We start from the raw sequence: 24,741 nt of genomic DNA, 5'->3' as shown, positions 1-24,741 counted from the left end.
GACGGAGATGGGTGAACCGCGATATCCCAATGAAAGCAGCGTGTACCGCGCTGCGCGCGACTCATTGCTTAAGGACGAGCAAGAGCTCGTGGAGAAGGCTAAATCGGTGGCTGCCAAGCGCCGCACGCTCCCGCTCGGCGGCGAGCTAAAGGAGGACTACGTCTTCCAATGGGCCAACGACGGCAAGCTGGGCCGGCGCGTGAAGTTCTCCGAGCTGTTCGGCGGCAAGACCACGCTGCTGCTCTACTCATGGATGTTCGGCCCGAGCTGGGACAAGCCCTGTCCGTCCTGCACGTCGCTGATGGATGGGTTCGACCGCACCTGGTATTCGGTCGCGCAGGACGCTGCGTTCGCCGCCATTGCCAAGGCCCCGGCCGAGAAGATCAATGCGTGGGCGAGACAACGCGGCTGGTCGCAGATCCCGCTGCTGTCCGGATACGAGTCGCCCTTCCAGGCGGACTACAAGTGCCAGGGCGATAGCGACGACATGCAGTTGCCCGTGATGCTTGTCTTCACGAAGCGCGACGGCAAGATTTTCCATTTCTGGAGCACCGAGTCGATGATGAACCACGTCGACACGGTGTGGCCGTACTGGAACCTGATGGACTTCACGCCGGAGGGGAGGCCGGAGCGTGACACGCCGCCACAGAACTTCAGATCGGAATTCTTAGAAAAGAACTACAAGGAGTAGCTTGGCGTCCTGTCGCGCGGGCAGAGATCATGCGCAATCAGCGTCATGCGCGCCCGGCTGCTCGCGCGATCAGAAACAAACCTGCTTCGGCGCTGATGGCGTCGGTCGGAATCGAAGTCGACGACGCACTCACAATGGCCGAGCAGATCGATATCTGAACTGGTAGGTAACGCAGACCTGCTCCGTCCCTCTGGCAGGATCGTGCCAGTTCCTGAAGTACCCTGCCGGGCGGGTGTCCGCTTCGGTGTGCGCAAACTAGCCATCCGGCGCGTTGGCGTTAGACTACCGCTTCCCACCCCTTGCTTACCTTTAACCACTAAGGGTCGGATAGTCCCACAGGTGTGCACAGAGAATTCGCGCCGGGAAGGGAGATACGCACGCAGCACTCATCTTCTATTTCAGTATGGATGGGAAGCAGTGGCCGCGCCTACGCTGCCGGCGGACGATACCGAATCTGCTTTGCCTTTCCCAGGGCTTCCATCGTATCCTCGACGCTGAGGAGGACAGTGGTCTCAACAGAACTCAGCGCGCCTCCCGCGCCGATAGCAATCGCGACAGCGGCCATCGATACGCTATCAGGCGCCTCCCACAGAGTCCAACCATCATGCTCGCCAAAGGCGTACCAGAACCCATGGAGCTTTCCGCCCACGGATTCAATGTACGTACGAGCCGCCTCTCGGCGATCCTCGGGGTTTTTGATCATGCGCGCCCACGTCTCGGGCGTGTAGCTGAAGCGGGTGAGATACATGGTCATGGTTTGCCTCCTCCGTCAGAACAACGCAGTTAACGCTCAAGCCGGGGAGAACGCGAGTCATTTCCAATGTGCGGATCGGAATACGGAACGGGGTTGGCGCGCAATCGGCCCGCGATCCCAATGCGAGCTCATGATGAAGTGAAACGACAACTTTCCATGAGCGCTAGGGTTTCGCTTTCAAGGCACATTGGGAACGACAGTGCGAGCTGTCCAAGTGGCTCCCGAATGGACCTCGATTTTTTGGACAGCCCATTGCGTGGGAGGCAAGTTGCCAGACTGGTGACAGCCGCTTCTCTGTAGCGCCATCATAAAGCGGCTAGTCCGCTTGCCCCGCTTCTCGCTCGTTCCCGGTAACGCTTCAAACGGCACGCTTCCACCCGAGTGCGACGGACGGGAACTAGGTCGTGGACTCATAAACGCTCAGCCAGACCCGTGTGGCCGCGAGTTTGACGAAAGCGAGGTAGTTGGCAGCGCGCTTGTTGTAGCGCGTCGCAATGCGCCGACAATGCTTGATCCGGTTGAAAAACCGCTCGACCGCGTTTCTTTGTCGGTAGAGGTATGGGCTGAAGCAAATCGGATCACGCCGGTTCCGACGGGGCGGGATATTCGCCCAGCCTCCACGTGAACGCACGAACGCTCGCATCGTTCTCAATCGCGGCGCTGACGGCGCATCCAGACGGACTATGCGGGCGGCAATTCGAGTCCGTTCGGCAGTGATATCCAGATGACGGTTTGCGCCTCCGGGGAATGGCGCGACAGATGGCCCTTGCCATGCGTGTCCGCCACCAACACGAAGCTACCCGCCGGAACGTGGCGCACCTCTCCGTCGCTCGTCTCGTATTCCACCGAACCATCCAGCCTGACTGTCAACACCGCCTCCGGGACCTTATGCCAAGCAACCTCGCGCATCCCCGCTGGGATGTGGGTGAAGCGGACGCGGGACGCCGGATAACTGGCCGTCACGTCGAACGGCACGGCATCCGGGTGCACAGACCTCTTCGTCGTCGGCAATTCGACTTCGTCGAAATGCGACTCACCATCCGGGGTGGCATAGATGCGCAGGCACTTCATTACGGCTGTCTCCTTCTGCGTCGCCATGCTGGACGCGTGCCTACCATGAACAAGCGGGAAAGACTACGATGCGAGAGTCCGGTTTGGGCCGAAGGCGGAAGTACACTTACATCCAGCCGCCCCATCTAGTCGAGCTATGCGACAAAGCCTGTGACGTAGCAGGTGTTAGGATTTGTGCGGCGAACCATCCTCGTGGAAGGGCAGCACCGGCCTACAGTGGCTTTCGGAAGAACACGACGCGCTGTGTCTCCTCAAATCCTAAAGCGGTATGGAGCGCATGGCCGGCTGAATTCTCAAGCAGCGCGTCAGAGCCAAACTCAACACACCCAAGCGACTTCCCCCAATCGGCAACGGCATTGCAAAGCAATCGTGCGATACCCTTTCGCCTGCCAACGGGCCGGACATAAATCCCTTCGAGGAATAGAACGGGCGAGCTGCTGCATCCATTCACATAATCATGTCGCAAAGTGGCCTCGGCAAACCCGACAGCTTCATTCGCAGCATTTCGAGCGATGAACGCGACGGCTTCTCCACTTTCTGAAAGAAACGCCCGGCCCAACTCAGCTCGATGATCTTCGAGCGAGTGATGCGGCCACAGCGCAACGCGAAGCTCCGCCCACGACTCAACATCTTTTATGGTCCCAATCTCGATAATCGATTCCATATTGTGGTTCTCTTTTGTCACAAAATTCCCAATTAAGGCGACATTTGTTTTTCTGACTTCTGCAACGCAGGAGATTAGGCAGTTTTGCGACTGTCGCAACGTCCGGTGTTGGCGCTATTAAGCCGTTCGGCTGAACCCCGCCGAACGGCGTTTCCCACCCATGGCTGCCGCTCATCCAGAGCGCGCTGAATTTCCGGTGCTGGTTTCAAGGCGGACATTGAACCGAGCACTCAAGGACGACTGATCCTCCGCCGCAGGTGCCGATTTTTGCTTTTAACCTTCGCGGTGAATCTTTTGTAGCTCGGCTCGCCTTTGCAGCCGCTGGATGGCGAGGAACAACGTCGAAAACACGATCGCAACCGCGGCGATCGTCGGACTGAGCGTCTCGCGCACGCCGCTCCACATCTGGCGCGGAAGTGATGCTGCTCGGAGCCGGATATGAATAGTGCGACGACGACTTCGTCGAACGAAGTCACGAAGGCGAAGAGTGCACCCGAGGCAACGCCGGGGGCGATCAGTGGGAGCATGACCCGGAAGACGGCCTCGGCGATCTGCTTCGCCGAATGCCTTTACTTGCCTGCCCTCAGCCATCCCGCGGCCCAAAGCCATCACTTCAGCAATGATCACCGTGCAGGCGCCAGACCAACGGTTCAGCGAGACCTGTACGGCTCGTCCTGCTCCTACACAGCGATACACTTCGCGGCCGCGGGGGACACATTCGAGATACCAGCGTGCCTCAGTTTCCCCCAAGCGGTTCGAAGTGACTGAGAGCCGCGGGACCGCGGGCAAGCTCGGAAGCCATTCCTCTACAACGTGGAAGTGAGCTCCCGACGAGCGGCTTTTCGGTCTCCCTCGTGCCGACCGGTGTTCGTGTCCGGCATAAGCCAGCCATTAGGAAAATGGCGTTTTGAACCAAGGAGCGACTGAAATGACCATGCTCATAAAGACTCTGGCGGCCGCCGCCGCCATCACTTTGTTCGCCACAGGGTCCTTCGCCCAGAGTGCGAGGGAGATCCGCGGCCCGTCTCCATATGTCGCCATTGAAAACGAGCCTGCACCTAAGCTGATCGTGGACGATCCGCTTCCCGAGGGGCTCGCCATAGGCGTCTACTGGGCGCAGTACCGAGTGGAGAACGTGCGCATTGTACCAGTGTTCGGCAAGGGCGCCGTCAGCGCATCCCCACGTATCGGGCATCTGCACGTCATCGTCGACGACCTGCCGTGGTGGTGGGCAGATGCGAGCGACAACAACACGGTGGATATAGCCAATTTCCCCCCCGGCCAGCACAAGGTGAGGATCCAGTTGGTCGACGCCAATCACAATGTGTTCCCAGGACAGGAGGTGACGCATACGTTCACAATTCCCGACAGCGTGGCCCATCACCAGCACTGAAGACCGCTCCAGCTCCGCAATTGAGCCAGGGCAGCCGAGACGGAGCGAAATTCGAGACCTCACGCCGAGCAACCAGGTCGCTGAACGATCGGCGTGAGGGGCCAAGAGATTTGCCGGACGCAGGAGAGCTACGTTCTTGGCGGCGACCGGAGTTCCGGAAATCCAGGGTCCTACTTTCATCGCCCCTCAGTCTCCGAATGGCTTGCCTATTTCGACCAGGGAAGCGGCGATCCGCGGAGTGCCGCCGCATCGTTTAATAGCAGCCCTCATCATCGTTTTGATCTGGATGCTTGTGCCGTTCGTTCTGACCTACTGCGCTTACCAGTATGTCCTCTGATCCATGCAAGCTGTCGCTCGCTAAAGACGAGCGAAGGACAGCGTCCCACCCTTCCACGGACGGGAAACGGGAAGATCGACCCAACGATCGAACGTTGCGTACGCTTCGGTCACTGCTGGGTGGCAGGATCAGCGTTCCAGATGTCCCGGTACAATTGCCAGGCGCCATCCGTTCCCTTCTTCCAGATAACGATGTATTTGCCAGCTTGGTCCACTGGATTGGCATCCTTTCCAGGGGCCTTCAGACTGAATTTCCCCACCTCAAAGGCGAAGTCACCACTCTCACTGACTTCCACCGCTTCTAGGGCAAGATCAGATAACCCTTCGTCGATTGCTCCTTGCCAGAACTGTTGAATCTTGTCGCGTCCATCTACGCGTCGGCTGTCAGGGGGCAGAATGGCGGCGTCTTCCGTATAATGCGCCGCAACCGCAGCTGCGTCCTTGGCGTTGAAAGCCTTGGTGAACGTCACGAGCGCGGCCTCGATGTCTGACCGTGCCGATTGGGCTTCCACGGACCCAGCCAAGCCAATGCTAATGGCGAGCCCCAGAATCGCGGTCGAGATTGTACGCATGGTTCTCTCCTCCCATTCGACCAGAACGCCAAGTGTAGAAAAGGCGAGCTTTTTCGGCAATTCTCCGATTGACTTAACCCGTACCGACGCAGGTCAGGTTCGCTGCACCTAAGTCATTGATATCCACGCCGCGGGAAGAAAACGGAGCCCGAACGGCCGAAAGGCTCCGAAAGCGGCCGTCCTGTCCCTTCGCAGTGAACTTCCGCTCCCCATCTGTGACCGTGGTGAGTGCGAACAGTCGACCCGTTGCGGTCCTTGGCGCCGGACACGACGAACGGGACGATTGAGCCCAGAGTGGACGCTCGGGCACTAGCACGTGGTTACCACCGCGATGCCCATCAGCCGATGTCTGTGGGCTGATCGCTTCTTATCAAATATGCCTTCAGCGGCGCTCGATGCCTTTTGCCGCCAAGGTGCCGTCGACGTCAGAAAGGCTTCTAATGGTGGTAAGGGCGATGGCCTCGTTTATGCCGTTCCACATGTGTCGCGCTGGAGCCCGTGCGTAGCGAAATTCTGTTAGGACGCTATCCTCTTCGGCCCAGGGTGAGCAGTGAGCCAGTTCCAATCATCATATAGCCCTTGCCCGCTTATGCAGGAGTTGTCAGAGGGGTTTGCGCTCCTTCGATGTTCCAAGGCAAGGACTGAGCGATTTTGACCGCAATCGACACGGGCTTGCTGTGTGGCCGTCCCGCTACTGTTACGATACTGATTTGCCGCGATACCTCCGGCTCGACTAAGCGGCGAATTAAGACCCCGTCGATGATCGGCAGAAATTGCGGCATGACGCTGCAGCCCAGCCCCGCTGAAACAAGCAACTGAATCCAGTCCTCGCGCTCACTCATATACCGGACCTGCACATCCTTGTACGGCGGCGCTACGCCGAGTTTCGATAGATTAGAAGGGAACTCGCAGTGGAGTCGCTTGATATAGGGCTCGCCACTGATATCCCGCAGCGGCACTGCATTCATCCGCTCGAAGCGGTGCCCCGCCGCAAAAGCGATGAAATAGGGTTCTTGAAAGAGCGGTATAGCCCTCAGTCGTTCGCCATATCCCGTGGCGCTCATGAAGGCGACATCGATGTCGCCGGCCAACAGCGCCGAACCGAGTTCTTCGCAATTAGTTTCCCAAATGTTGAGTCGAAGATCTGGGGCGGCAGCACGCAGGGCTCTCAGGTAAGAAGTCAGATGCCTCCCAGGCATGGTTGAGAAAACGCCCAATTTGAGTCTTGCTTTGTGCAGGTTCTCATATCTTTCAGCGTCCGCCTTAGCGGCGTCCAACGCGTTCTGCACCTCAGTAAAGTGCTGATGCATGAGCCGGCCCAAATCAGTCAAATGGGTGAGGTGCCGTTCACGTCGGAACAAATGACCGCCGAGTTGCTGTTCCAGCTTGTGGATGGACTTGGTTAACGATGGAACCGAGACCTCGCATAGTTCGGCCGCCCGGGAAAAATTGAGCGTCTGGCACGCGGCCAGGAAATATCGGATCTGGTGGGTTTCCACGGAGTTCTCCTGCCCTGGAAGCTCTTCTCCATCCCAAGCGATTCTTTGCTACTGCGAAGGGTGCGCTTTGCCCTGAAGGCAAAGAAACGTTAGCGCCAGATGGCTCGCGCGACAAGCAAAGTCACGACATCCTAAAGGCTCTGAGTTCCTATGCAGAGGAGCAACGATGCGCAACAAACTGGAGGCGGCTAACGGAGGAGCACTCTGCTCGGGCGGGCCGGCCACATTTCGGGCCGGAACCGTAAACGTCGAGGGCGAAGACCTTACGACGGCGGCCGTATTGTTTGCCGATATCGTCGGGTTCACCAGTTGGGCCGAAAGAGTACCTCCGAGTACCACTATGGATTTCCTGCGCCGCTATCACGAGCATATGGCTCAGCAGGTCTCTCTTCATGGCGGATGGATTGTCCAGCGCGCCGGAGACGCGATATTGGCGGCATTCGGAACCGATGGGTTCTTTCCATGCAAGGCAACGTCTGCATTAGCGTGCGGATTTTCAATGCTTGAAGAACTGGCCCGATGGAATGCCAGGCGAGGCATGCGTGGTCGACTGCCGGTCCAAATTGGGATCGGGATACACTTCGGCGCGGTGGCGATTGGAAGTATTGGCGTTGTGCCGCGCGTGGAGCGCACGATTGCTGGCGATACAGTCAATGTAGCATGCAGGCTCGAAGAGATGACGCGCACGACCGGAACCAGGCTGATCGTTAGCGGCGCACTCGTCGAAGAGGTCGCACGCGAGGGACAGGAGACGATCGTGCTACAACGTCTGATCGATCGTGGGGCGTGCGCGATCCGGGGCCGGCTGAACCAGATCCCAATCTTTGTATTGGACGATATGACCCCGTAGTTCACTCTTGGCGACCCAAAGCTCCGCGCGGTTAGTTGTCCGACGGGAACGACCGCTATGTCCGCAATTCGGCCGTTCCATGTGCCAGCCTCGGGTGACCGCTCTCCACCCCTTTGCGACATCCGAACAACGTGAAAAGATCCGCCCATGCGGCCAAAACACATCACGGCGGGTTCCGCCGCCGGCCCGAGCGCTCTTGGTCATGGTTCGGACGTCGGAACCGGGCCGCTGTTCTCCCGATGTCTGCCGGCCTCCGATGGCTAGTCGGTGATCTCGACGACAATCCCCGGCTTGACCATCGCGGCCAGTTCCTCTGCGTCCCAGTTTGCCAGGCGGATGCATCCATGCGACGGGTCCTTGTCGACGCGGGACGGTTCAGGCGTGCCGTGGATCCCGTAGGTCGGCTTCGACAGATCGATCCATACGGTTCCAACCGGGCCGTTGGGGCCGCCGGGAAGCGTTAGAACCTCGGTGTTGTCGCCCTGTTGGTAGTTGACTTCGGGGTTGTAGGTATAGGTGGGCATTCGAGCGACACCTTTGACCTTGTGCGTGCCCGAAGGCGACGGCGTCTCGTTGCTGCCGATCGTGGCGGGATATGCCGCAAGCAGCGTGCCGTTCTCGGCAAAGGCGAGGACCTGCCCCGCTCCTTTGCGCGCCTCTATCCGCTTGACCTTGCCTTCCTTCGCGACGCCGGGCGCCGCAACGGATATCGTGTCCCCGACGGCGAATGCCGAGCCGGAATTGAGCGCCTTGAGGAGGTCGACATCCATGTGAAACCGCTCGGACAATTTCTCCGGGACGCTTGTATATCCGAGGTGTTCCATCCTGGCTTGCTCGGCGTAGTCGTCGGGAATGCGATCGACGAGATCTTTGGCGTCGTCTCCAGAGATGACATAAGGCTGGACGGGGGGCATTTCGTCGGCAAGCCGGCCGATGACCTCGGGGTCCAGCTTTCCATCAGCGGGAAGGCTATGCATGGCCTCGAAACCGGCGATCGCTTTGGTGACATTATCGCCGTAGTAGCCGTCGATCACCCCGGGAGATGAACCAGCGCGATCCAGAAGAACTTGGAGATGAACGATGGCGGGGTCCGGTCGAGTGGGGGCGTCAGAGGGTCGCTCTGACGGGATGGAAGCAATAGAAGCCCTGTTGACGGCGTCTGGCTGAAGCTCCTGAGCGCTGGCGGTAGCACAGAGCCCCGATATCACCGATGCTGCAACAAGCGTCATGTTCTTCATGAAGATGAAAATCTACAGCGGCCGAACTTTGTTCCGCCCGCTGGTTTCTAAGGTGTGGTGCAAACTTTGCTGACGCGGGTTCAGGCGCGTATTCGCCTCAGAACTCTGTTTCGACTTCGTCTAAGTCACGGGGCTCCTGCCCCCGCGCCGCGGCAGGCTCAGCCAGCACCTTGCCGATCAGCCGCTGACAGCGCTCGGCCATGAAATCGATCATCAGCCGCACCTTCGGATCCTGGAAGCGCTTATGCGGGTAGATCGCCGCGAGCTGGGCGCTGAGTGGCGGAGTCTCGTCCAGGATCGGCACCAGTGAGCCCTCGTCGATGTACTGCTTCACCTCGAAGAGCGGCTTGTTGATGATGCCGCGGCCGTCGAGCGCCCATTGGGTCAACACGTCGCCGTCGTCTGAATCATAGGGCCCGGCGACTTCGAATTTGCGCACGCCGTCCGGCGTCTGCAATGTCCAGTAATATTCCTTCGAGCCGGGATAGCGCAGCAACAGACAGTCGTGACGTTCGGTGATCAACTCGTCGGGCGTCGCGGGCACGCCGCGTCTTTCGAAATAGGCCGGCGAGCCGCAGAGCACGCGATCGCAATTCATGATGCCGCGCATGCGAAGGTTCGAATCCTCGAGAATGCCGAGCTTGAACGCAACGTCGACGCCCTCGCTCAGGATATCGACGTTGTGGTCGGAAAGGCGCAGCCGCACCTCGATGTCGGGATAGCGGTCGTGGAATTCGGGGATGCCGGGGGCGATCAGTCGCCGGCCGATGCCGAGCGGCGCGGTGATCTTCAGCGCGCCTTTGGGATTGCGCGAAAGATCGGCGATGGCGCTCTCAGCTTCGTTCACCGCTTCGAGAATCTTGACGGCGCCTTCATAGAAGACGCGGCCGTGCTCGGTCGGGGTCAACTTGCGCGTGGTGCGATTGAACAGGCGCACTCCCATATGCCGCTCCAGTTCCTTGATCCTGTTGCTGGCAACGGCCGGTGTGACGCGCTGATCGCGGCCTGCGGCCGACAGCGTTCCAAGTTCCACCACGCGCACGAAAACGCGCACATTATCGAGATAGGACATGCTCCCGCCTCTGCTCCTCGTGGCCAGATTACCGTGCTCTCGGCTCGGCCATTTTATAGTTTTTTTTGAAAGAGTTGGTGATCTCGCAGCGTTCTCGCCCCCGCAAGCAATGACACATAATGCAGCCCAAAGAAATGGGAGGCCTCAATGTACGAATACGCGATCGCCTGGGACTGGCTGACATTTGCGGTGAGGTGGCTGCATGTCATCACCGGCATCGCCTGGATCGGTTCATCCTTCTATTTCGTCGCGCTTGATCTCGGCCTCAGGCAGCGCCCCGGTCTGCCCGTTGGCGCCCATGGCGAGGAGTGGCAGGTCCATGGCGGCGGCTTCTATCATATCCAGAAATACCTGGTGGCGCCGGAAAACATGCCCGAGCACCTCACCTGGTTCAAATGGGAATCCTATGTCACCTGGCTTTCGGGCTTCGGCATGCTGGCACTCGTCTACTACGCCGGCGCGGATCTTTATCTGATCGATCCGAACGTGCTCGACGTGTCGAAGCCGACGGCGATCGCCATCTCGCTCGCCTCGCTTGCCTTTGGCTGGGTCGCCTATGACACGATCTGTCGCTCGCCGCTCGGAAACGACAACACGCGGCTGATGGTGCTGCTCTACTTCGTGCTCGTCGCCGTCGCCTGGGGCTATACCCAGCTTTTTACCGGGCGCGCCGCCTACCTGCACCTCGGCGCCTTCACGGCGACGATCATGTCGGCCAACGTGTTCTTCATCATCATTCCGAACCAGAAGAAGGTCGTTGCCGACCTGATCGCCGGCCGCACGCCCGATCCGGCGCTCGGCAAACAGGCGAAGCAGCGCTCGACACACAACAACTACCTGACGTTGCCTGTCCTGTTCCTGATGCTGTCGAACCACTATCCGCTCGCCTTCGGCACTCAATACAACTGGATCATCGCCTCGCTGGTCTTCCTGATGGGCGTCACCATCCGCCACTGGTTCAACACGCGGCATGCCCGCGCCGGCAGCCCGACCTGGACGTGGCTCGTCACGGTGCTCCTTTTCATCGTCATCATGTGGCTTTCCACCGTGCCCAAGGTTCTCTCCGAAGGCGGGGAGGCGAGGGCTTCCACGGCCGGTGAGGCCGTCATCGCGTCGCCGGATTTCTCGAAAGTCCGCGATACGGTGCTTGGCCGCTGTTCCATGTGCCACGCGCAGGAGCCCGGCTGGGAGGGCATCATCGTGCCACCGAAGGGCGTCGTCCTTGAAACTGATGGCGACATCGTCGCGCATGCTCGCGAGATCTACCTCCAAGCGGGGCGCTCGCATGCGATGCCGCCCGCCAATGTCACCGGGGTCACCGAGGAAGAACGGCAATTGCTCACCGCCTGGTACGAGACCGCCGTGAAGGAAGGAAAAATTCAATGAGCGATTTGCTGATCCGCGGCCGGGTGCTGACCTTCATCCGGGAGCCCGAGGGCATCGACGACACATCGTCCTACCGCTTCCTCGAAGATGGCGCCGTGCTTGTCAGCAGCGGCAAAATCGCCGCAGTCGGCCCCTATGGCGACGTGGCGAAACAGGCGGACAGCGGCGTGCAAATCGCAGACCATCGACCGCATCTAGTCCTGCCCGGATTGATCGACACTCACCTGCATTTCCCACAGACGCAGGCGATCGCCTCCTATGGCGCACAGCTTCTCGAATGGCTGAACACCTATATTTTCGTCGAGGAGCAGAAATTCAGGGCGCCTGAGCACGCGGCCTTTATTGCCGGCCGCTTCATGGACGAGCTTCTTTCGAACGGCACGACGACGGCCGTTGCCTATTGCTCGGTGCATCCGGAAAGCGTCAATGCTTTCTTCACCGCGGCCGAGGAGCGAAACATGCTGATGATCGGCGGCAAGGTGATGATGGACCGCAATGCCCCCGAAGCGCTGCGCGACACGCCGGAGAGGGGCTATGACGAAACGAAGCAACTCATTGCCAGGTGGCACGGGCGCGGCCGCGCGCATTACGCGATCAGCCCGCGTTTTGCCATTACCTCGACGCCCGAACAGATGGAGATGAGCCGGGCGCTCGTCGCGGAACATCCGGATTGCTACGTTCAGACGCATCTCTCCGAAAACAGGGACGAGATCACCTTCGCCACTTCGCTTTATCCGGAGGCACAGGACTATACCGACATCTATGCGCGCTATGAGCTGCTTGGCCGCAAGACCTTGCTCGGCCACTGCATTCACCTGAGCGACCGGGAAATATCGGTGTTGGCCGAGACGGGCGCCGTCGGCGTCTTCTGCCCGACCTCCAATCTTTTTCTCGGCAGTGGCCTCTTCGACCGCGACCGCTTCGACAAGCTCGGCGCCCGTCATTCGGTCGCGACCGATGTCGGCGCGGGGACAAGCTTCTCGATGTTGGAGACCATGGATGAGGCCTACAAGGTGCTGCATCTGCAGGGCCAACGGCTTTCCCCCCTCAATTCCTTCTACATGATGACGCTCGGCAATGCGCGCGCCCTCGACCTCGAAGATCGGATCGGCTCGCTGCATGTCGGCGCAGATGCAGATATCGTCATCCTCGACAGCCGCGCCAAACCGGCGATGGAACTCAGAATGCAGGTGGCATCGTCTCTGGCAGAAGAACTCTTCGTGCTGCAGACAATGGGCGACGACCGATCGGTGGCCGAAGTCTATGTTGTCGGGCGGCCGATGAAAGGCGCTCCCGCGGAGGCGAGAGCCCAGCCGGCTGAGGCTGTGGTGATGGCATAGCGCCTCGCCAGGGGAGGCGAGCGTATTCTTCAGGAAGGTAAAGAATATCGTTTAAGAGGCTGATCTGGCGTGGGAATGCCCCTCTCCTCGGGTTTAACCCGAGGACTAGCCCTCTCCCCGCGAGCGGGGAGAGGGGACTTTTAGCGAGGCGCCGCCGCGAGTCTCCTTCGCCCCGCTTGCGGGGAGAAGGTGGCAGGCAGGCCGGATGAGGGGCGCTCCCTTGCTTCTTCGCACGCGGATCGAACGCGGACTCAGAAGTCCATTCCGCCGCCGGGCGGCATGGCGGGCGGCGCCTCCTTCTTGGGCTTCTCGGCGATCATTGCCTCGGTGGTGACCAGCAGACCCGCGATGGAGGCCGCATCCTGGAGAGCCGTGCGGACGACCTTGGCCGGGTCAATCACGCCCATCGAGAAGAGATCGCCGAATTCGCCCGTCTGAGCGTTCCAGCCATAGGCGAAGTCCGTTTTCTCGCGCAGCTTGCCGACGATGATCGAGCCCTCGGCGCCGGCATTTTCAGCGATCTGGCGCACGGGGGCCTCTATCGCGCGGCGGACGATCTCGACGCCGACCCGCTGGTCGTCATTCGCCGTCGGCACGTCTCCGAGCGTCGTGACGACGCGCAGGAGAGCGACGCCGCCACCCGGCAGGATACCTTCCTCGACGGCAGCGCGCGTTGCATGCAGCGCGTCGTCGACCCGATCCTTGCGCTCTTTGACCTCGACTTCGGTCGAGCCGCCGACACGGATCACTGCGACACCGCCCGCCAACTTGGCGAGCCGCTCCTGCAGCTTCTCCCGGTCGTAATCCGAGGTCGTTTCCTCGATCTGCGCCTTGATCTGGGTGATACGGCCATCGATATCGGCCTTCGAACCGGCACCATTGATGATCGTCGTATTCTCCTTCTCGATCGAGACTCTCTTGGCACGGCCGAGCATGTCGAGAGTGACATTCTCGAGCTTGATGCCGAGGTCCTCGGAGATGACCGAGCCGCCGGTCAGGATGGCGATGTCTTCCAGCATGGCCTTGCGCCGGTCGCCGAAGCCGGGCGCCTTGACGGCAGCCACCTTCAGGCCGCCGCGCAACTTATTGACAACAAGGGTGGCGAGCGCCTCGCCCTCGACGTCTTCGGCGATGATGAGAAGCGGCTTGCCCGATTGGACGACCGCTTCGAGGACGGGCAGCATCGCCTGCAGGTTCGAGAGCTTCTTCTCGTGGATGAGGATGTAGGGATCTTCGAATTCCGCCCGCATCTTATCCTGATTGGTTATGAAATAGGGAGAGATGTAACCGCGGTCGAACTGCATGCCTTCGACCACTTCGAGTTCGGTCTCGGCGGTTTTTGCCTCTTCGACGGTGATCACGCCCTCGTTGCCGACCTTTTCCATCGCCTCGGCGAGATAGCGACCGATTTCCGCGTCGCCGTTGGCCGAGATCGTGCCGACCTGGGCGATTTCCTCATTCTTGGAAACCTGGCGCGCATTGCCCTTCAGTTCGCTGACGAGCTTATCGACCGCGAGATCGATGCCGCGTTTGAGGTCCATAGGGTTCATACCCGAGGCAACCGCCTTGGCGCCCTCCCTGACGATCGCCTGTGCCAGCACCGTTGCGGTCGTGGTGCCGTCGCCGGCGATTTCGCTCGTTCGGGAGGCGACCTCGCGCAGCATCTGCGCGCCCATGTTCTCGAACTTGTCCTCGAGTTCGATCTCCTTGGCGACCGTAACACCGTCCTTGGTGATCCGCGGTGCGCCGAAGGACTTGTCGATGACGACGTTGCGGCCTTTGGGTCCAAGCGTCACCTTGACCGCATTGGCAAGCGTGTCGACGCCTCGCAGCATGCGTTCACGGGCGTCGGTATGGAATTTTACGTCTTTGACAGCCATGGTTCACTCCTTCACTGACTTCGATGGGCCGAGCGGTCTCAGGCGACCTTCTTTTCGCTGCCCAGGTCCTCGATGACGCCGAGCACGTCGGCTTCCTTCAGGATCAGCAAGTCCTCCCCTTCGATCTTGATCTCCGTGCCGGACCACTTGCCGAACAGCACGCGATCTCCGACCTTCACGTCGAGTTCGACGAGCTGGCCCTGCTCGTTGCGCGCGCCAGGACCTGCGGCGATCACCTCGCCTTCCTGCGGCTTCTCCTTGGCTGTGTCGGGAATGATGATGCCGCCTTTGGTTTTCTCCTCGGATGAGAGACGGCGGACGAGAATGCGGTCATGGAGCGGTTGGAACTTCATGTCTTCCTCCTGGACAAACAAAGCGAAAAACCCGCTCCGCCGGACCGTTGACCAGTCCGGACGGGCCTGCCCCCTTGTTTTGGCGACCGGCACGTTTGATCTGGTTTGCCGAAAAGCGAATTCAAGAGGGGCAGAGAAAATTTTAGCACTCTCCAGCGGAGAGTGCTAATGCGCTGTGCAGCAAGGGTATTTCCGTCCGGAAGATCGGCGAGTGGCGGGTGAACCGAAGGCCGCCATATCTTTGGCTCACCCACTACGAACTATTGACTGTTGATGGCGATGCGTTTGGTCTTGGCCTGGACCTGTTCGGTCTTGGGTAGCGTGACCGTCAGGAGGCCATTCTTGAATGTGGCGTTCACCTTGCCCTCGTCTATGTCGTATCCGAGCGGGATGCGCCGCTCGAAACGACCGTAGTAGCGCTCGGAGAACTGATGTTCCTGATCCTCGGTCTCGGCCCGCTTTTCTCCCCGCAGCGTCAGCACGCCATCGGCCATGGAGAGTTCGATGTCCTTCTCCTCAAGCCCCGGCAGTTCGGCTGTTACCTTGATTTCCTTGTCCCGATCGGAGACTTCCACGCTCGGCCAACCGCCGAAGCCTGAAAGGTCGCCGTAAGCCAAGGGCAGGCGTGTGTCGAAGCTACGGAAAACGTCATCGAACAGCCTGTTCATTTCCCGGTGCAATGCCAGGAAAGGATTGCGATCACTGTCGCGATAGGACGCGGGGACCTGTGCCTGTCCGCGGCCCCATGGAATGAGATCACGTACATTCATCGGTCGGTTCCTTTCTTCTCGCTGGAGCGGGATCGAGAATCCCGCCCTAACCACTTGTCGAGCCGAAGGGCCGGCCGCCGCCGGCTCTTCGGCGGGATCGGGGTTGCGTCGCCCACTGCTCTTATGCAGCGTGCTTTTCGCCCTCGATCTGCTTCTTGCCGTCGCCGGAGGGCAGCATTTCGGTCTGCTGGATCTCGATGCGACGCGGCTTCATCTGTTCGGGCAGCTCGCGGACGAGATCGATCGTCAAGAGACCGTTGGCGAGGTTCGCGCCGGTTACGGTCACGTAGTCGGCAAGCTGGAAGCGTCGCTCGAAGTTGCGAGCGGCGATACCGCGATAGAGGTATTCGGCTTCTTCTTCTCCGGCTTTCTCACCGCTCACGGTCAGAAGCTGCTGCTCATGCGTGATGGTGATTTCGTCGGGTGCGAAGCCGGCGACCGACATGGCGATGCGGTACTGGTTCTCTCCGGTGCGCATGATGTCGTAAGGCGGCCAATTGTCGGAGGGCGCCATGCGACTTGCTGAGTCGAGCAGGTCGAAGAGGTGATCGAAGCCCACGCTGGAGCGTGACAGGGGCGAGAAATCGAAGCTTGTTCTCATAGCCATATCCTCCTTGAGCAACATGGACGATGAGGAGCGCCGAAGAGACCGGCGCTCCCCGACTGCGAGCCCCTGAAAAGGCGGCTCGCACCCTCGATTTAGTTAGTCGGATCGCGGTTTCAAGGGGTATCCTGCTTGAGCTTCGGCGTGCCGGCAAAAGAACCGAAAATCCTCTCGGAACCGGTAGAGCGAAGCCGCATAAGTTGCTGCGCAATATAGCTTTCCCGGTTCTTGAATTTGCGCTGGGAGCGCCAATATTTCTCTGTGTGTCAATCCATTGACGGCATGTGAAAGGAGGAAAAATGCTTCTCAATGAGATTCCCTGGACCATCCCCCTCACGGTGCGCCTTTCGAACGGTCTGACGCGTACCTTCACCTCCGTTTATGAGGCTCTCGACTTTCTGGAGAACGAATGGCCGCTGCGCAAGGGAGAGCGCTATGAGCGAGCGGTGCGTACCTGCCAGCGTGCGCTTAACCGCATGACGCCGGCCGCAGTGGCGCGGGAAGCGTTCATTGCCGCTTGCCTAGAGGCGGGCATGCCGCTTGTCGTGAATACGCCGACCCGCGAGTCGCAAGGACCGGCACAAAGACCGCCTTGTCAGCCTGAAACGAGGATAGCTTCATCGGCCGGACAGGCTACGCCTTCCGGCCGGTGGCGCAAAAGCTTGTAAACCGGGCGTTGACGTAGCGCATGCTCGTTACTCGACGAACACGCGAACGCTGGCTGCTCGCCCGAGCGCGTCGATGACCGTCAGTGTGGAATAGCCGCCGCCGTCAGGAAGCCACTGGCTGACACGGCGCCGGGTAACCTCCGGCAGCGGGCGGCCATTCGCAAGCCAGCGGAAAGGCGCACGGCCGCCTTGTAGCTTCAACGTCAGCGGCATCATTGCGCTGCCGCCGCTTCCGCCGAGCTCGACGCGGGCGCCTTCCGGCGGAAAGACGATCTGTGGCGCGGCCTCGCGGATCGACGCCGTCAGCAGACCGCTCGCCGTCATGGAAAAACGTCGCTGGCTGATCGGTAGATCCGCCTGGGAGAGGCGGACGGCGCCACCGGGCGCGTCGGGTAGCGGCGTGATCGCAATCCCGGCTTTGGTAAAGGCTTCGAAGAGGATCGGCGCCGCCGCGCCGTAACCGGTCAAGCCCGGTACGGCACCATTGTCGGGCCGGCCGACCCAGACGCCGAGTACATGGCGGCCGTCGAACCCGACGGACCAAGCATCGCGGTAGCCGTAGCTGGTGCCGGTCTTGTAGGCGATGCCGCGCTGGCGGCTGCCGGCCGGCGGCAACACCGCCGAGAGGATATCGGCGACTTGCCACGTGGCAACGGGCGAGAGAAGCGGCTCGCCATCGATCAATCCCGCTTTGCCCTCTATGCCGTCTCCGAGCCGCACCGGCCAGCCGCGATTGGCAAGGCCTGCATAGAGCTGGACGAGCTCGCGCAAGGTGATGCCGACGCCGCCTAGGCCTATAGCTAGTCCCGGCGTCTCGCTCGGAGGAAGCTTCGGCCGCACGTCGGCGCGGCGGAAGCGCACCATCAGTCGCGCGGGCCCTACCGCGTCGAGGAGCCGGATCGCTGGCACATTCAGAGACAGTTGCAGCGCTTGGCGCACGCTGACGTCACCCTGATAGCTCATGTCGAAATTGCGCGGGCGGTAGCCGAAGAAGTCAGCCGGCCGGTCCTCTATAATCGTTTCCTGGGCGACCAGCCCTTCCTCGAAGGCAAGCCCATAGATGAACGGCTTCAAAGTCGAGCCTGGCGAGCGAGTGATCCGCGTCATGTCGATCCAGCCGGAGCGGCTGGCGTCGAAATAGTCGGCCGAGCCGACTTCTCCGACGATCTCGCCTGTTCTGATGTCGGCCATCACCATGGCGACCGAGACCTTGGGTCCAAGTCTTGCGGCGCCCTCGCGTGCCGCGGCTTCGAGACCGCGCTGGATGTCGCGGCGGAGCGTCGTTTGATGCCGCAGCGCCTTCGGATCCTTGCGCAGCGCCGCTTCGGCGAGGTGTGCGGCATGGGCCGGTAGCTGCAGGCGTCGGGTCGGTATTGCGGCGATTGCCGCGCGCTCGGCCTCGCCTTGGCCGATGACCTTGGCCACCGCCGCGCGGGCGAGAACCCGGTCACGGGCGGCTTCGGCGGCGGCGAGGTTGCGATCGGGGCGGCGTTTCTCCGGCAATTGCGGCAAGGCGACGAGAAGTGCCGCTTCGGCGATCGAAAGACGACGCGGCTCCTTGCCGAACCAGGCGAGGCTTGCCGCGCGCAAGCCTTCGAGATTGCCGCTATAGGGCGCATGGGTCAAATAGAGGTCGAGGATTTCGTTCTTGCTGAGGCGCCGTTCGATCTGGATGGCGCGCGCCATCTGCAACAGCTTCGCCGTCCATGTCCGCCGTTCGCGCGGTTCGATCAGCCTTGCCACCTGCATCGAGAGAGTGGAGGCGCCGGAGACGATGCGGCCGTTGGTGACAAACTGCAGCGCGGCACGACCGAGCGCCAAGGGATCGACCCCGTGATGTTTGCGAAAGCGCTGGTCTTCATAGGCGATAAGCATCTCGATGAAACGCGGGTCGACATCGTCCACCGTCGTCTTCAGGCGCCAACGGCCGTCCTTGGTCGCGAAGGCGCGCAGCAGATGCCCGTCCTTGTCGAGAACCTCGGCCGAGACGGCCCAAGCCTTTTCGAGCGGCGGCGGAAAGGCGCGGTCGGCCCATTCGAGGCCGGCTATTCCGAGCGCGGTCATGACGAGGCCGATCGGCAAGGCGACTAATAGTTTCCGCCGGATAGACATCACGCGCTCTACTGGGCTGCCAGCACCTCCATGCGGCCCGTCGCCGTGCGCGCCGAGAATTGCGGCCGGTACATGTCCTCGACGTTTGCGGCCGGATGGTCATAGGTGCCGGGCGTCACGGCGCGCACGACATAGGCGAGGGTTATCTCGCGGTTGTCGCCGGTAGACCGATTGAAGGCCGCAACGAAGCGGTCGCTGCGGAATTCGGTATGGGCGGCCTCGACTTCGCCGATCCATTCGAAGTTCGAAAGCTGGGCGCTGTCGACGAGGCTCGGATTGTCGATCTCGAAACCGGCGGGCAGGAGATCGGTGATCAGCACGCGCGACGGCCAGTCATTGCTCTCGGTCACCTTCAGCACGACGACATAGCGCTCGTTCTGTCGCGCCTCCATGACATTCGCTTCGACGCCGTCGAGCGTGTAATAGGTCCGCTCGATGGTGAAGCCGTCGCCGCCGGCCGAGAGCGGCTGCTGAGGGGCGGCAACGGTCGTCACAACGGCAGAGACCGCATCGGCGGAGTTGTTGCGGATGACGACCGGATGTTCCATCAGGGCGTCACCGGTGATGCGCGCGGCGTAACTGCCGCTGCGCCCGGCACCATTGATCTCCAGCCTCATGTCCTCGTCGCCGCCCTGGATGGCGCGTGCTGCAAGCAGCATCCAGGCCTGTTCCTGGGTACTCGTGTAGCGTGACTGCTGCCACTCTTTGGAGACGATCTTCGAAAGTTCGGGAATGATCGGCGGCACGGGCCGGCTTTCGGCGGCGAGCGCCAGCACCGCGGCGCCGTCGCGCAGCGACGATCCGTAGTCGGAGCGGGCGAGGCTGACATTGACGAGGCCCGTCGACATGTTGACCACGGCCGCGAATATCTCCTGCGAACGCGCGGCATCCCCATAGAGCGCCAGTGCTGCGGCGATGTGTGCCTTTGCGAGCGGCGTCGGGAAATCGCCGAGCATCGTGTCGGCATAGTAGCGAAGATCGCTGATCGCAGCCTTGCGATTGCGGGCAAGCACATACAGCGCATAGGCGATCTCGTTGCCTCGGTCCTTGACATTCGTCTCGTAGCTGAGCGCGTTCTGCAGATTTTCGAGCGCCTGCACCATTGCCTGTTCCGCGACGTCGAACTTCTGTTCGCGCGCGCGGGTCAGGAAGTCGGTGACATAGGCATCCAGCCAGAGATCACCGGAACCGGGGCTCCACAGGCCGAAGCTGCCGGCAGAGGACTGATAGGAAAGCACCGTGTAGATCGCCTCCTGCACGCGCTTCGCCACGGCTTCGTCCTCGGCCAGTCCGGATTGCTTCGAAAGCTCACTGAGGTAGAGCAGCGGCAGGGCGCGGCTTGTCGTCTGCTCGGCGCAGCCATAGGGGTAGCGGTCGAGCGTCATCAGGAGCGCCGGGATATCGAAGGCGGCAGAGCGCGTGACATTGAGGCTGACGGAGGCGCCCTGCAGCACGCTGTCGGCGAGCAGCTGGTCGTCGACCGTCAGGCTGCTACCGGCGGCGATGTTGACGACCTGGCGCTCAGTGATCGGCAGCGTTGCCGGCCGCACCGGGATGTCCAGCGTCTGTTCGAACGATTGGCCGGCAGCGCTCGAAAGCGTCACCGTCACCAGACCGCTGCCCGGATACTGGCCGGCGAGCGGCAGCGTCACGGCGGATTTGCCGCCGGCTTCAAGCCGCAGGGTTTCCGCGGCGCCGGTCTGTTCGACAGTCACCGGACCGTTGGTCGTCACCTGGACCTGATAATCGCCGGCGGGACCGTCGGTATTGGCAACATCGAGCCGCAGTTCCGCCCGGTCTCCCGGTGCCAGAAACTTCGGCAGGCTTGCGGTTACGACCACCGGATCGCGGATGACCACGTCCTTTGCCGCATCGCCGACGCCGGACTTCGTCCAGGCAACCGCCATCACCCGCGCCGTTCCGTTGAACTGGGGGATGTCGAAACGGACCTTCGCCTCGCCGTCCGCGTCCAGCTTCACCGGCCCCGAGAAGAAGGCAACCAGCTTTTCCGTCGGCGGGTTGCCCTGCAGCGGCATCTGGCCTCCATCGCCGCCCGTGCGCAGCCGACCGCTGGCACCGAGCGAGCCGTCGATCAGCCGGCCGTAGAGGTCGCGGATCTCGAGGCCTAGCCGCCTCTGGCCGAAATACCAGCCGTCCGGATCGGGAGCTTCATAGCGCGTCAGGTTCAGAATGCCCACATCGACGGCAGCCACCGTGACGTAGGCGTCCTCGTTCGCGCCGGCGCCTCTCACCTTCAAGCTGATATCGAGGGGCTGGCGCGGCTGCGTCTTCTCAGGCGCGTCGAGCGTTATGGCAAGCTTGCGTTCCGCAGGATCGACGGTCAGCCACTTGATGCCGATCGCGCGCATCGGCATGCGGCTTTCCTGAGCGTCGCCGGGGCGATAGAGCGTCGCCGTCACATAGGCCCCGGCACCCCACTCGGCGGTGACCGGCAGCTCCACTTCGCCACCGGCTTCGGCGATCGACGCCGTTTTCGTCGTGATCAGGTTCTCCGTACCGACGGTGACCAGGAGTTCGCCGGCAAATCGCGGCGAGACCTTGAGCTTCGCCGTCTCTCCGACTGCGTAGTTCTCCTTGTCGAGGGCGATCTCGAGCCCGTCCGGGGTCTCCGTCGAGGTCGCCGCCACATACCAGCCGGCGTCGAACTCGACGCTAGAGGCAGGGCCATCCATTGCCGCCGTCTCTATCTCGAGCCGATAGCGACCCCAGCCGACCGGAACGGCGATCTCCGCGCCGTCTTGCGCGACATCCACCGTGCCGTTCGCCACCTGTTTGGTGGAGACTACCGGTTCGTATTTCCAGGCGGTTCCGTCGCGATACCATTGATAGTTCCGCTCGACGCTGACGAGCTTCCACACGAGGCCGGGCATCGACACCTTCGCCCCGTCCGCGCCGATAGCGATGACGTGGAATTTGCCGACCGAATTTTCGGCAAGATCGCCGGAGAACTCCGGTTTGATGCCGATCATCGGCCCTTCCGGCTTCACCGGCAGGGTCAGCGAACGCTCGACCGCGCGTCCGCCGGCCTCACGCATGCGCACCGTCACATTGGCGTTGAGCAATTGCGTGGTCGCTGGAACCTCGGTGAGATCCACGTTGAAGACGGATTTCCCGTTCTCGTCGAGCGGTTCGAGACCTTCCAGCGGCAGACGGCTGTCCTCGCTCGCCTCCTCGTCGGCCAAGCCGAAGACGTAGCCCTTGAAGGCTTCGCTCTCACGCGTCGGCTTGACCGAAATCTCGCCTTCGAGCGTCAGGCCCGCGGCCGGCGCACCATAGAGGAAGCGGCCGTCGACGGCGACTTCGATCGGCGTTCCGACCTCGATCGCCTTTGCTTGGCTCGTCAGATCGAACTCGGTCCGGTCCGGTACGAAATCATCGACAAGGAACTGCTTCTCGCCGATCGCCGAGCCCTTCGGATCGGTGAAGATCTGCATCGTCCAGGTGCCGCGCATGGCGTTTTCGGGGATTGGCAGATCGAGCGTGTGCCCGCCAAGCTTGCCACCACCGCTGACGAGACGGCGGTCTTCCACTCCGTCCGGCCGCAGGAAGACGAAGGTGAGCGGCAGGTTCTCGATCGCCGCGCCATTGACGTCGCGGGCGAGTGCAGCCGCATGAACGGTCTCGCCGGCGCGATAGATGCCACGCTCGGTCCAGGCGAAAAGGTCGATTGCGCCAGGGGCCGCGCGGCCGGTGACGCCGCGGTCGGAGAGATCGAAACCGGCGCGCGTCATATCGAGAAAGACGTAGTCGTCATCGCCCTTCCTGGCTGTGATGACGGCAGGCGTCATGCTGGCCGTGCCACGGATCAGACCGGCGGCGAAGATTGCGCGTCCTTCGGCGTCGGTCGTCGCGGTGCCGAGCACTTCATTGTTCTTTGCGACGAGCTGCAGTTCGACATCGCCGAGCGGCTTGGCGCTCGCGAGCGAGCGGACGAAGACGTTGAGCCCATCCGTGCCGGCATAGGTCGAGATGCCGATGTCGGAGACGACAAACCATTGGGTGGCACGTGCGTCCCAATCCTGGGTGAGACCGGTCCCCGACGTGGCCGTCAGCACGTAGACGCCTGGCTTGCGCTTCGGCAGCACTTCGTCCACCGGGAAGCTCGTGACCACTTCTTTGTTGAGCTCGGTTTGGATATCGATGCCACCTTGCCATACGAGTTCGCCGCTTTGGTCCTTGATGAGCTCTTCGCTATAGCCATCGAGCTGGGTGAGGAATTGCGAGCCTGTGAGTAGCGAAGAGATGCTGCGGTCGCCGATACGGTAGAGCTTGAGGTTGGCGCTTTCCGTATTCACCGAAACGATCGGGATGCCGCGCCGCGCGGTGGACGGCAGCACGAAGCTGTCTCCGGTGAAGCGCACCATCGGCGAGCGGTCCTTGACGTAGATATCGAGGCTGACCGGCGTTTCGATGATTTCGTCAACGGAGGAGGGCAGACCCGGTCGGAATGCAAGCTTGTAGCGCTGCCCGTGCTTCAGGCCTTCGACGCAGATCTCGCTGCCCTTCGCTTCGACGGCCTGCGGCGCCGCGCCGTCGAGCGTGACGAAGGAGGCATAGTCCGGACCGTTCTTCAGGAGCTGCTCGGAGAATTGCACGCAGGCGCGGGGGCTGGCGCTGTCGGCATCGATCGTGTGCCCGGTGACGCGGAAGCCCTGGCGCGCCTTGAGATCGAGATAGGCGGTTTCCACGGTCTTCGCCTGGACGAGTTCGAGGCTCGCCTTGTAGGCACTGAGCGCGGCGCGGTAGTTTCCCATGTTTTCGAGCGCCTTGGCGAGAACGGCGAGGGCATCCGCGCGGTTCCCAGTCGTGCGCGTCAATTGATAGCCATTGAGGGCGGCAAGGGCCGCCTCGGCGGCAATCTCGGTGTTGCCGACGATCCGATTGGCCGCGCGCGCCGTCTCCAGCCACAATTCGCCGTCCTCCGGGGTGATCGCCAGCGCGCCGCGGAACGCCTTCAGGGCGTTTTCCACGTTGCCAGCTGTCAACTCGCCGCGCGCCGCTTCGATCAGCCCATTGACGCCGAAGCCCTGCTGATCCTCGGCGAGCGCAAGATTGGCCTTGACGTCGCGCGCCTGCTGCAGGAGGTCGTCGGAGACGAAGGAGAGGCGGGGCGGCGCACCGATATCGGGTTCGCCTGTAGCGGTTTCGACGACCTTTCCGGCGATCGCCCCTGTAAACGTGTTCAGCTGATTGAAGTCGGATTTGAGGAAACACCACTTCACCTTGGGATTGTAGGTGAAGGCCCTGCAGGATCGATCGGCAACGCAGGCGTTCTGGCACTGATCGAGCGAGACGTTCTGCTCGGTGCGCAGGTCGAAGCCGAAATAGTCGGCATCGCGCGTGACCTCGATCCTGCGGTCGGTTTCAGCCGCCGCGGCGGGCGTTCCAAGGGAGACGAGCGTGAGAAGAAGGGTCGAAAGGCCGAAAGACGCGCGCATAGACATGAAGTCCTCCCCAACGCTGCCCG

20 protein-coding genes and 2 pseudogenes are annotated in these 24,741 nt (G+C 61.6%); 7 read left to right on the top strand and 15 right to left on the bottom strand.

Annotated features, from left to right (window positions below):
* The first annotated feature begins 7 nt into the window (after window positions 1-7).
* Both M728_RS21750 and M728_RS21745 read left to right on the top strand, forming a co-directional pair.
* Entirely contained in the window at window positions 8-691 is a 684-nt protein-coding gene (locus M728_RS21750) for a DUF899 family protein (protein WP_026622698.1), read from the top strand.
* A gap of 29 nt (window positions 692-720) precedes the next feature.
* Entirely contained in the window at window positions 721-849 is a 129-nt protein-coding gene (locus M728_RS21745; protein WP_256375609.1) for a hypothetical protein, read from the top strand.
* Window positions 850-1,118: 269 nt separating this feature from the next.
* Here the strand turns inward: M728_RS21745 and M728_RS21740 are convergent, their stop codons facing one another.
* The 5 genes and pseudogenes from M728_RS21740 to M728_RS21720 form a co-directional block, all read right to left on the bottom strand.
* On the bottom strand, window positions 1,119-1,445 hold the full coding sequence (locus M728_RS21740; protein WP_026622699.1) for a GYD domain-containing protein: 327 nt from the start codon (window positions 1,443-1,445) through the stop codon (window positions 1,119-1,121).
* A 397-nt stretch (window positions 1,446-1,842) separates the two neighbouring features.
* Window positions 1,843-2,058 (bottom strand): annotated as a pseudogene (locus tag M728_RS21735) (transposase); the annotation flags it as partial.
* A gap of 68 nt (window positions 2,059-2,126) precedes the next feature.
* Window positions 2,127-2,516, bottom strand: coding sequence for a hypothetical protein (locus M728_RS21730; RefSeq protein WP_026622701.1), 390 nt, complete (start codon window positions 2,514-2,516; stop codon window positions 2,127-2,129).
* A 211-nt stretch (window positions 2,517-2,727) separates the two neighbouring features.
* Window positions 2,728-3,180, bottom strand: a complete 453-nt coding sequence (gene aac(6') / locus M728_RS21725; RefSeq protein ID WP_026622702.1) for an aminoglycoside 6'-N-acetyltransferase — start codon at window positions 3,178-3,180, stop codon at window positions 2,728-2,730.
* 273 nt (window positions 3,181-3,453) lie between these two features.
* Window positions 3,454-3,725 (bottom strand): annotated as a pseudogene (locus M728_RS21720) (ABC transporter permease); the annotation flags it as partial.
* Between the two features lie 383 nt (window positions 3,726-4,108).
* Between M728_RS21720 and M728_RS21715 the strand changes: the two are divergent.
* Window positions 4,109-4,573 carry a DUF6130 family protein gene (locus M728_RS21715; protein WP_026622704.1) on the top strand — a complete coding sequence of 155 codons (465 nt, stop codon included), beginning with the start codon at window positions 4,109-4,111 and terminating at the stop codon, window positions 4,571-4,573.
* A 446-nt stretch (window positions 4,574-5,019) separates the two neighbouring features.
* Here M728_RS21715 and M728_RS21710 read toward each other — a convergent pair whose 3' ends face one another.
* Window positions 5,020-5,481 (bottom strand): SgcJ/EcaC family oxidoreductase, encoded by a 462-nt coding sequence (locus tag M728_RS21710; RefSeq protein ID WP_051441028.1) that lies wholly within the window; start codon window positions 5,479-5,481, stop codon window positions 5,020-5,022.
* A gap of 587 nt (window positions 5,482-6,068) precedes the next feature.
* On the bottom strand, window positions 6,069-6,980 hold the full coding sequence (locus tag M728_RS21705) for a LysR family transcriptional regulator (RefSeq protein WP_051441029.1): 912 nt from the start codon (window positions 6,978-6,980) through the stop codon (window positions 6,069-6,071).
* A gap of 166 nt (window positions 6,981-7,146) precedes the next feature.
* Between M728_RS21705 and M728_RS21700 the strand changes: the two genes are divergently transcribed.
* Entirely contained in the window at window positions 7,147-7,830 is a 684-nt protein-coding gene (locus M728_RS21700) for an adenylate/guanylate cyclase domain-containing protein (protein WP_026622707.1), read from the top strand.
* 260 nt (window positions 7,831-8,090) lie between these two features.
* On the opposite strand, the gene M728_RS21695 is transcribed toward M728_RS21700, so the two are convergent.
* A complete protein-coding gene (locus M728_RS21695; protein WP_026622708.1) occupies window positions 8,091-9,074 on the bottom strand; it encodes a L,D-transpeptidase in 984 nt (327 codons plus the stop codon).
* A 91-nt stretch (window positions 9,075-9,165) separates the two neighbouring features.
* A complete protein-coding gene (locus tag M728_RS21690; RefSeq protein WP_051441030.1) occupies window positions 9,166-10,140 on the bottom strand; it encodes a LysR family transcriptional regulator in 975 nt (324 codons plus the stop codon).
* A gap of 147 nt (window positions 10,141-10,287) precedes the next feature.
* Here M728_RS21690 and M728_RS21685 point away from each other — a divergent pair, with 147 nt between their 5' ends.
* Together M728_RS21685 and guaD are read left to right on the top strand one after the other, a co-directional pair.
* Window positions 10,288-11,526 carry a urate hydroxylase PuuD gene (locus tag M728_RS21685; protein ID WP_026622709.1) on the top strand — a complete coding sequence of 413 codons (1,239 nt, stop codon included), beginning with the start codon at window positions 10,288-10,290 and terminating at the stop codon, window positions 11,524-11,526.
* A complete protein-coding gene (guaD, locus tag M728_RS21680) occupies window positions 11,523-12,866 on the top strand; it encodes a guanine deaminase (RefSeq protein ID WP_026622710.1) in 1,344 nt (447 codons plus the stop codon). Before M728_RS21685 ends, guaD begins: the two co-directional genes overlap by 4 nt.
* Before the next feature lie 251 nt (window positions 12,867-13,117).
* Here guaD and groL read toward each other — a convergent pair whose 3' ends face one another.
* The 4 genes from groL to M728_RS21660 all read right to left on the bottom strand — a co-directional run bounded on the left by groL (window position 13,118) and on the right by M728_RS21660 (window position 16,470).
* Window positions 13,118-14,746, bottom strand: a complete 1,629-nt coding sequence (gene groL, locus M728_RS21675; protein WP_026622711.1) for a chaperonin GroEL — start codon at window positions 14,744-14,746, stop codon at window positions 13,118-13,120.
* A gap of 38 nt (window positions 14,747-14,784) precedes the next feature.
* Window positions 14,785-15,099, bottom strand: a complete 315-nt coding sequence (gene groES, locus M728_RS21670; protein ID WP_026622712.1) for a co-chaperone GroES — start codon at window positions 15,097-15,099, stop codon at window positions 14,785-14,787.
* A gap of 260 nt (window positions 15,100-15,359) precedes the next feature.
* Window positions 15,360-15,869, bottom strand: coding sequence for an Hsp20/alpha crystallin family protein (locus M728_RS21665; protein ID WP_026622713.1), 510 nt, complete (start codon window positions 15,867-15,869; stop codon window positions 15,360-15,362).
* A gap of 121 nt (window positions 15,870-15,990) precedes the next feature.
* A complete protein-coding gene (locus tag M728_RS21660; RefSeq protein WP_026622714.1) occupies window positions 15,991-16,470 on the bottom strand; it encodes an Hsp20 family protein in 480 nt (159 codons plus the stop codon).
* Window positions 16,471-16,772: 302 nt separating this feature from the next.
* Between M728_RS21660 and M728_RS21655 the strand changes: the two genes are divergently transcribed.
* Window positions 16,773-17,141 carry a DUF982 domain-containing protein gene (locus tag M728_RS21655; protein WP_051440843.1) on the top strand — a complete coding sequence of 123 codons (369 nt, stop codon included), beginning with the start codon at window positions 16,773-16,775 and terminating at the stop codon, window positions 17,139-17,141.
* A 27-nt stretch (window positions 17,142-17,168) separates the two neighbouring features.
* On the opposite strand, the gene pbpC is transcribed toward M728_RS21655, so the two are convergent.
* Both pbpC and M728_RS21645 read right to left on the bottom strand, forming a co-directional pair.
* Window positions 17,169-19,253 (bottom strand): penicillin-binding protein 1C, encoded by a 2,085-nt coding sequence (pbpC, locus tag M728_RS21650; RefSeq protein WP_026619693.1) that lies wholly within the window; start codon window positions 19,251-19,253, stop codon window positions 17,169-17,171.
* Window positions 19,254-19,261: 8 nt separating this feature from the next.
* On the bottom strand, window positions 19,262-24,712 hold the full coding sequence (locus M728_RS21645; RefSeq protein WP_026619694.1) for an alpha-2-macroglobulin family protein: 5,451 nt from the start codon (window positions 24,710-24,712) through the stop codon (window positions 19,262-19,264).
* Between the last annotated feature and the right edge of the window lie 29 nt (window positions 24,713-24,741).

This window comes from Ensifer sp. WSM1721, from assembly GCF_000513895.2.
Classification (GTDB): Bacteria; Pseudomonadota; Alphaproteobacteria; order Rhizobiales; family Rhizobiaceae; genus Sinorhizobium.
This window is presented reverse-complemented; position numbering and strand designations above follow the sequence as displayed.

Excerpts from the sequence above, each read along its gene's own strand:
- M728_RS21750 (WP_026622698.1), top strand. The coding sequence starts at position 8 with ATGGGTGAACCGCGATATCCCAATGAAAGCAGCGTGTACCGCGCTGCG.
- M728_RS21745 (WP_256375609.1), top strand. The coding sequence starts at position 721 with ATGCGCAATCAGCGTCATGCGCGCCCGGCTGCTCGCGCGATCAGAAAC.
- M728_RS21740 (WP_026622699.1), bottom strand. The coding sequence starts at position 1,445 with ATGACCATGTATCTCACCCGCTTCAGCTACACGCCCGAGACGTGGGCG.
- M728_RS21730 (WP_026622701.1), bottom strand. The coding sequence starts at position 2,516 with ATGAAGTGCCTGCGCATCTATGCCACCCCGGATGGTGAGTCGCATTTC.
- M728_RS21715 (WP_026622704.1), top strand. The coding sequence starts at position 4,109 with ATGACCATGCTCATAAAGACTCTGGCGGCCGCCGCCGCCATCACTTTG.
- M728_RS21710 (WP_051441028.1), bottom strand. The coding sequence starts at position 5,481 with ATGCGTACAATCTCGACCGCGATTCTGGGGCTCGCCATTAGCATTGGC.
- M728_RS21700 (WP_026622707.1), top strand. The coding sequence starts at position 7,147 with ATGCGCAACAAACTGGAGGCGGCTAACGGAGGAGCACTCTGCTCGGGC.
- M728_RS21690 (WP_051441030.1), bottom strand. The coding sequence starts at position 10,140 with ATGTCCTATCTCGATAATGTGCGCGTTTTCGTGCGCGTGGTGGAACTT.
- M728_RS21685 (WP_026622709.1), top strand. The coding sequence starts at position 10,288 with ATGTACGAATACGCGATCGCCTGGGACTGGCTGACATTTGCGGTGAGG.
- guaD (WP_026622710.1), top strand. The coding sequence starts at position 11,523 with ATGAGCGATTTGCTGATCCGCGGCCGGGTGCTGACCTTCATCCGGGAG.
- groL (WP_026622711.1), bottom strand. The coding sequence starts at position 14,746 with ATGGCTGTCAAAGACGTAAAATTCCATACCGACGCCCGTGAACGCATG.
- groES (WP_026622712.1), bottom strand. The coding sequence starts at position 15,099 with ATGAAGTTCCAACCGCTCCATGACCGCATTCTCGTCCGCCGTCTCTCA.
- M728_RS21665 (WP_026622713.1), bottom strand. The coding sequence starts at position 15,869 with ATGAATGTACGTGATCTCATTCCATGGGGCCGCGGACAGGCACAGGTC.
- M728_RS21660 (WP_026622714.1), bottom strand. The coding sequence starts at position 16,470 with ATGAGAACAAGCTTCGATTTCTCGCCCCTGTCACGCTCCAGCGTGGGC.
- M728_RS21655 (WP_051440843.1), top strand. The coding sequence starts at position 16,773 with ATGCTTCTCAATGAGATTCCCTGGACCATCCCCCTCACGGTGCGCCTT.
- pbpC (WP_026619693.1), bottom strand. The coding sequence starts at position 19,253 with ATGTCTATCCGGCGGAAACTATTAGTCGCCTTGCCGATCGGCCTCGTC.
- M728_RS21645 (WP_026619694.1), bottom strand. The coding sequence starts at position 24,712 with ATGCGCGCGTCTTTCGGCCTTTCGACCCTTCTTCTCACGCTCGTCTCC.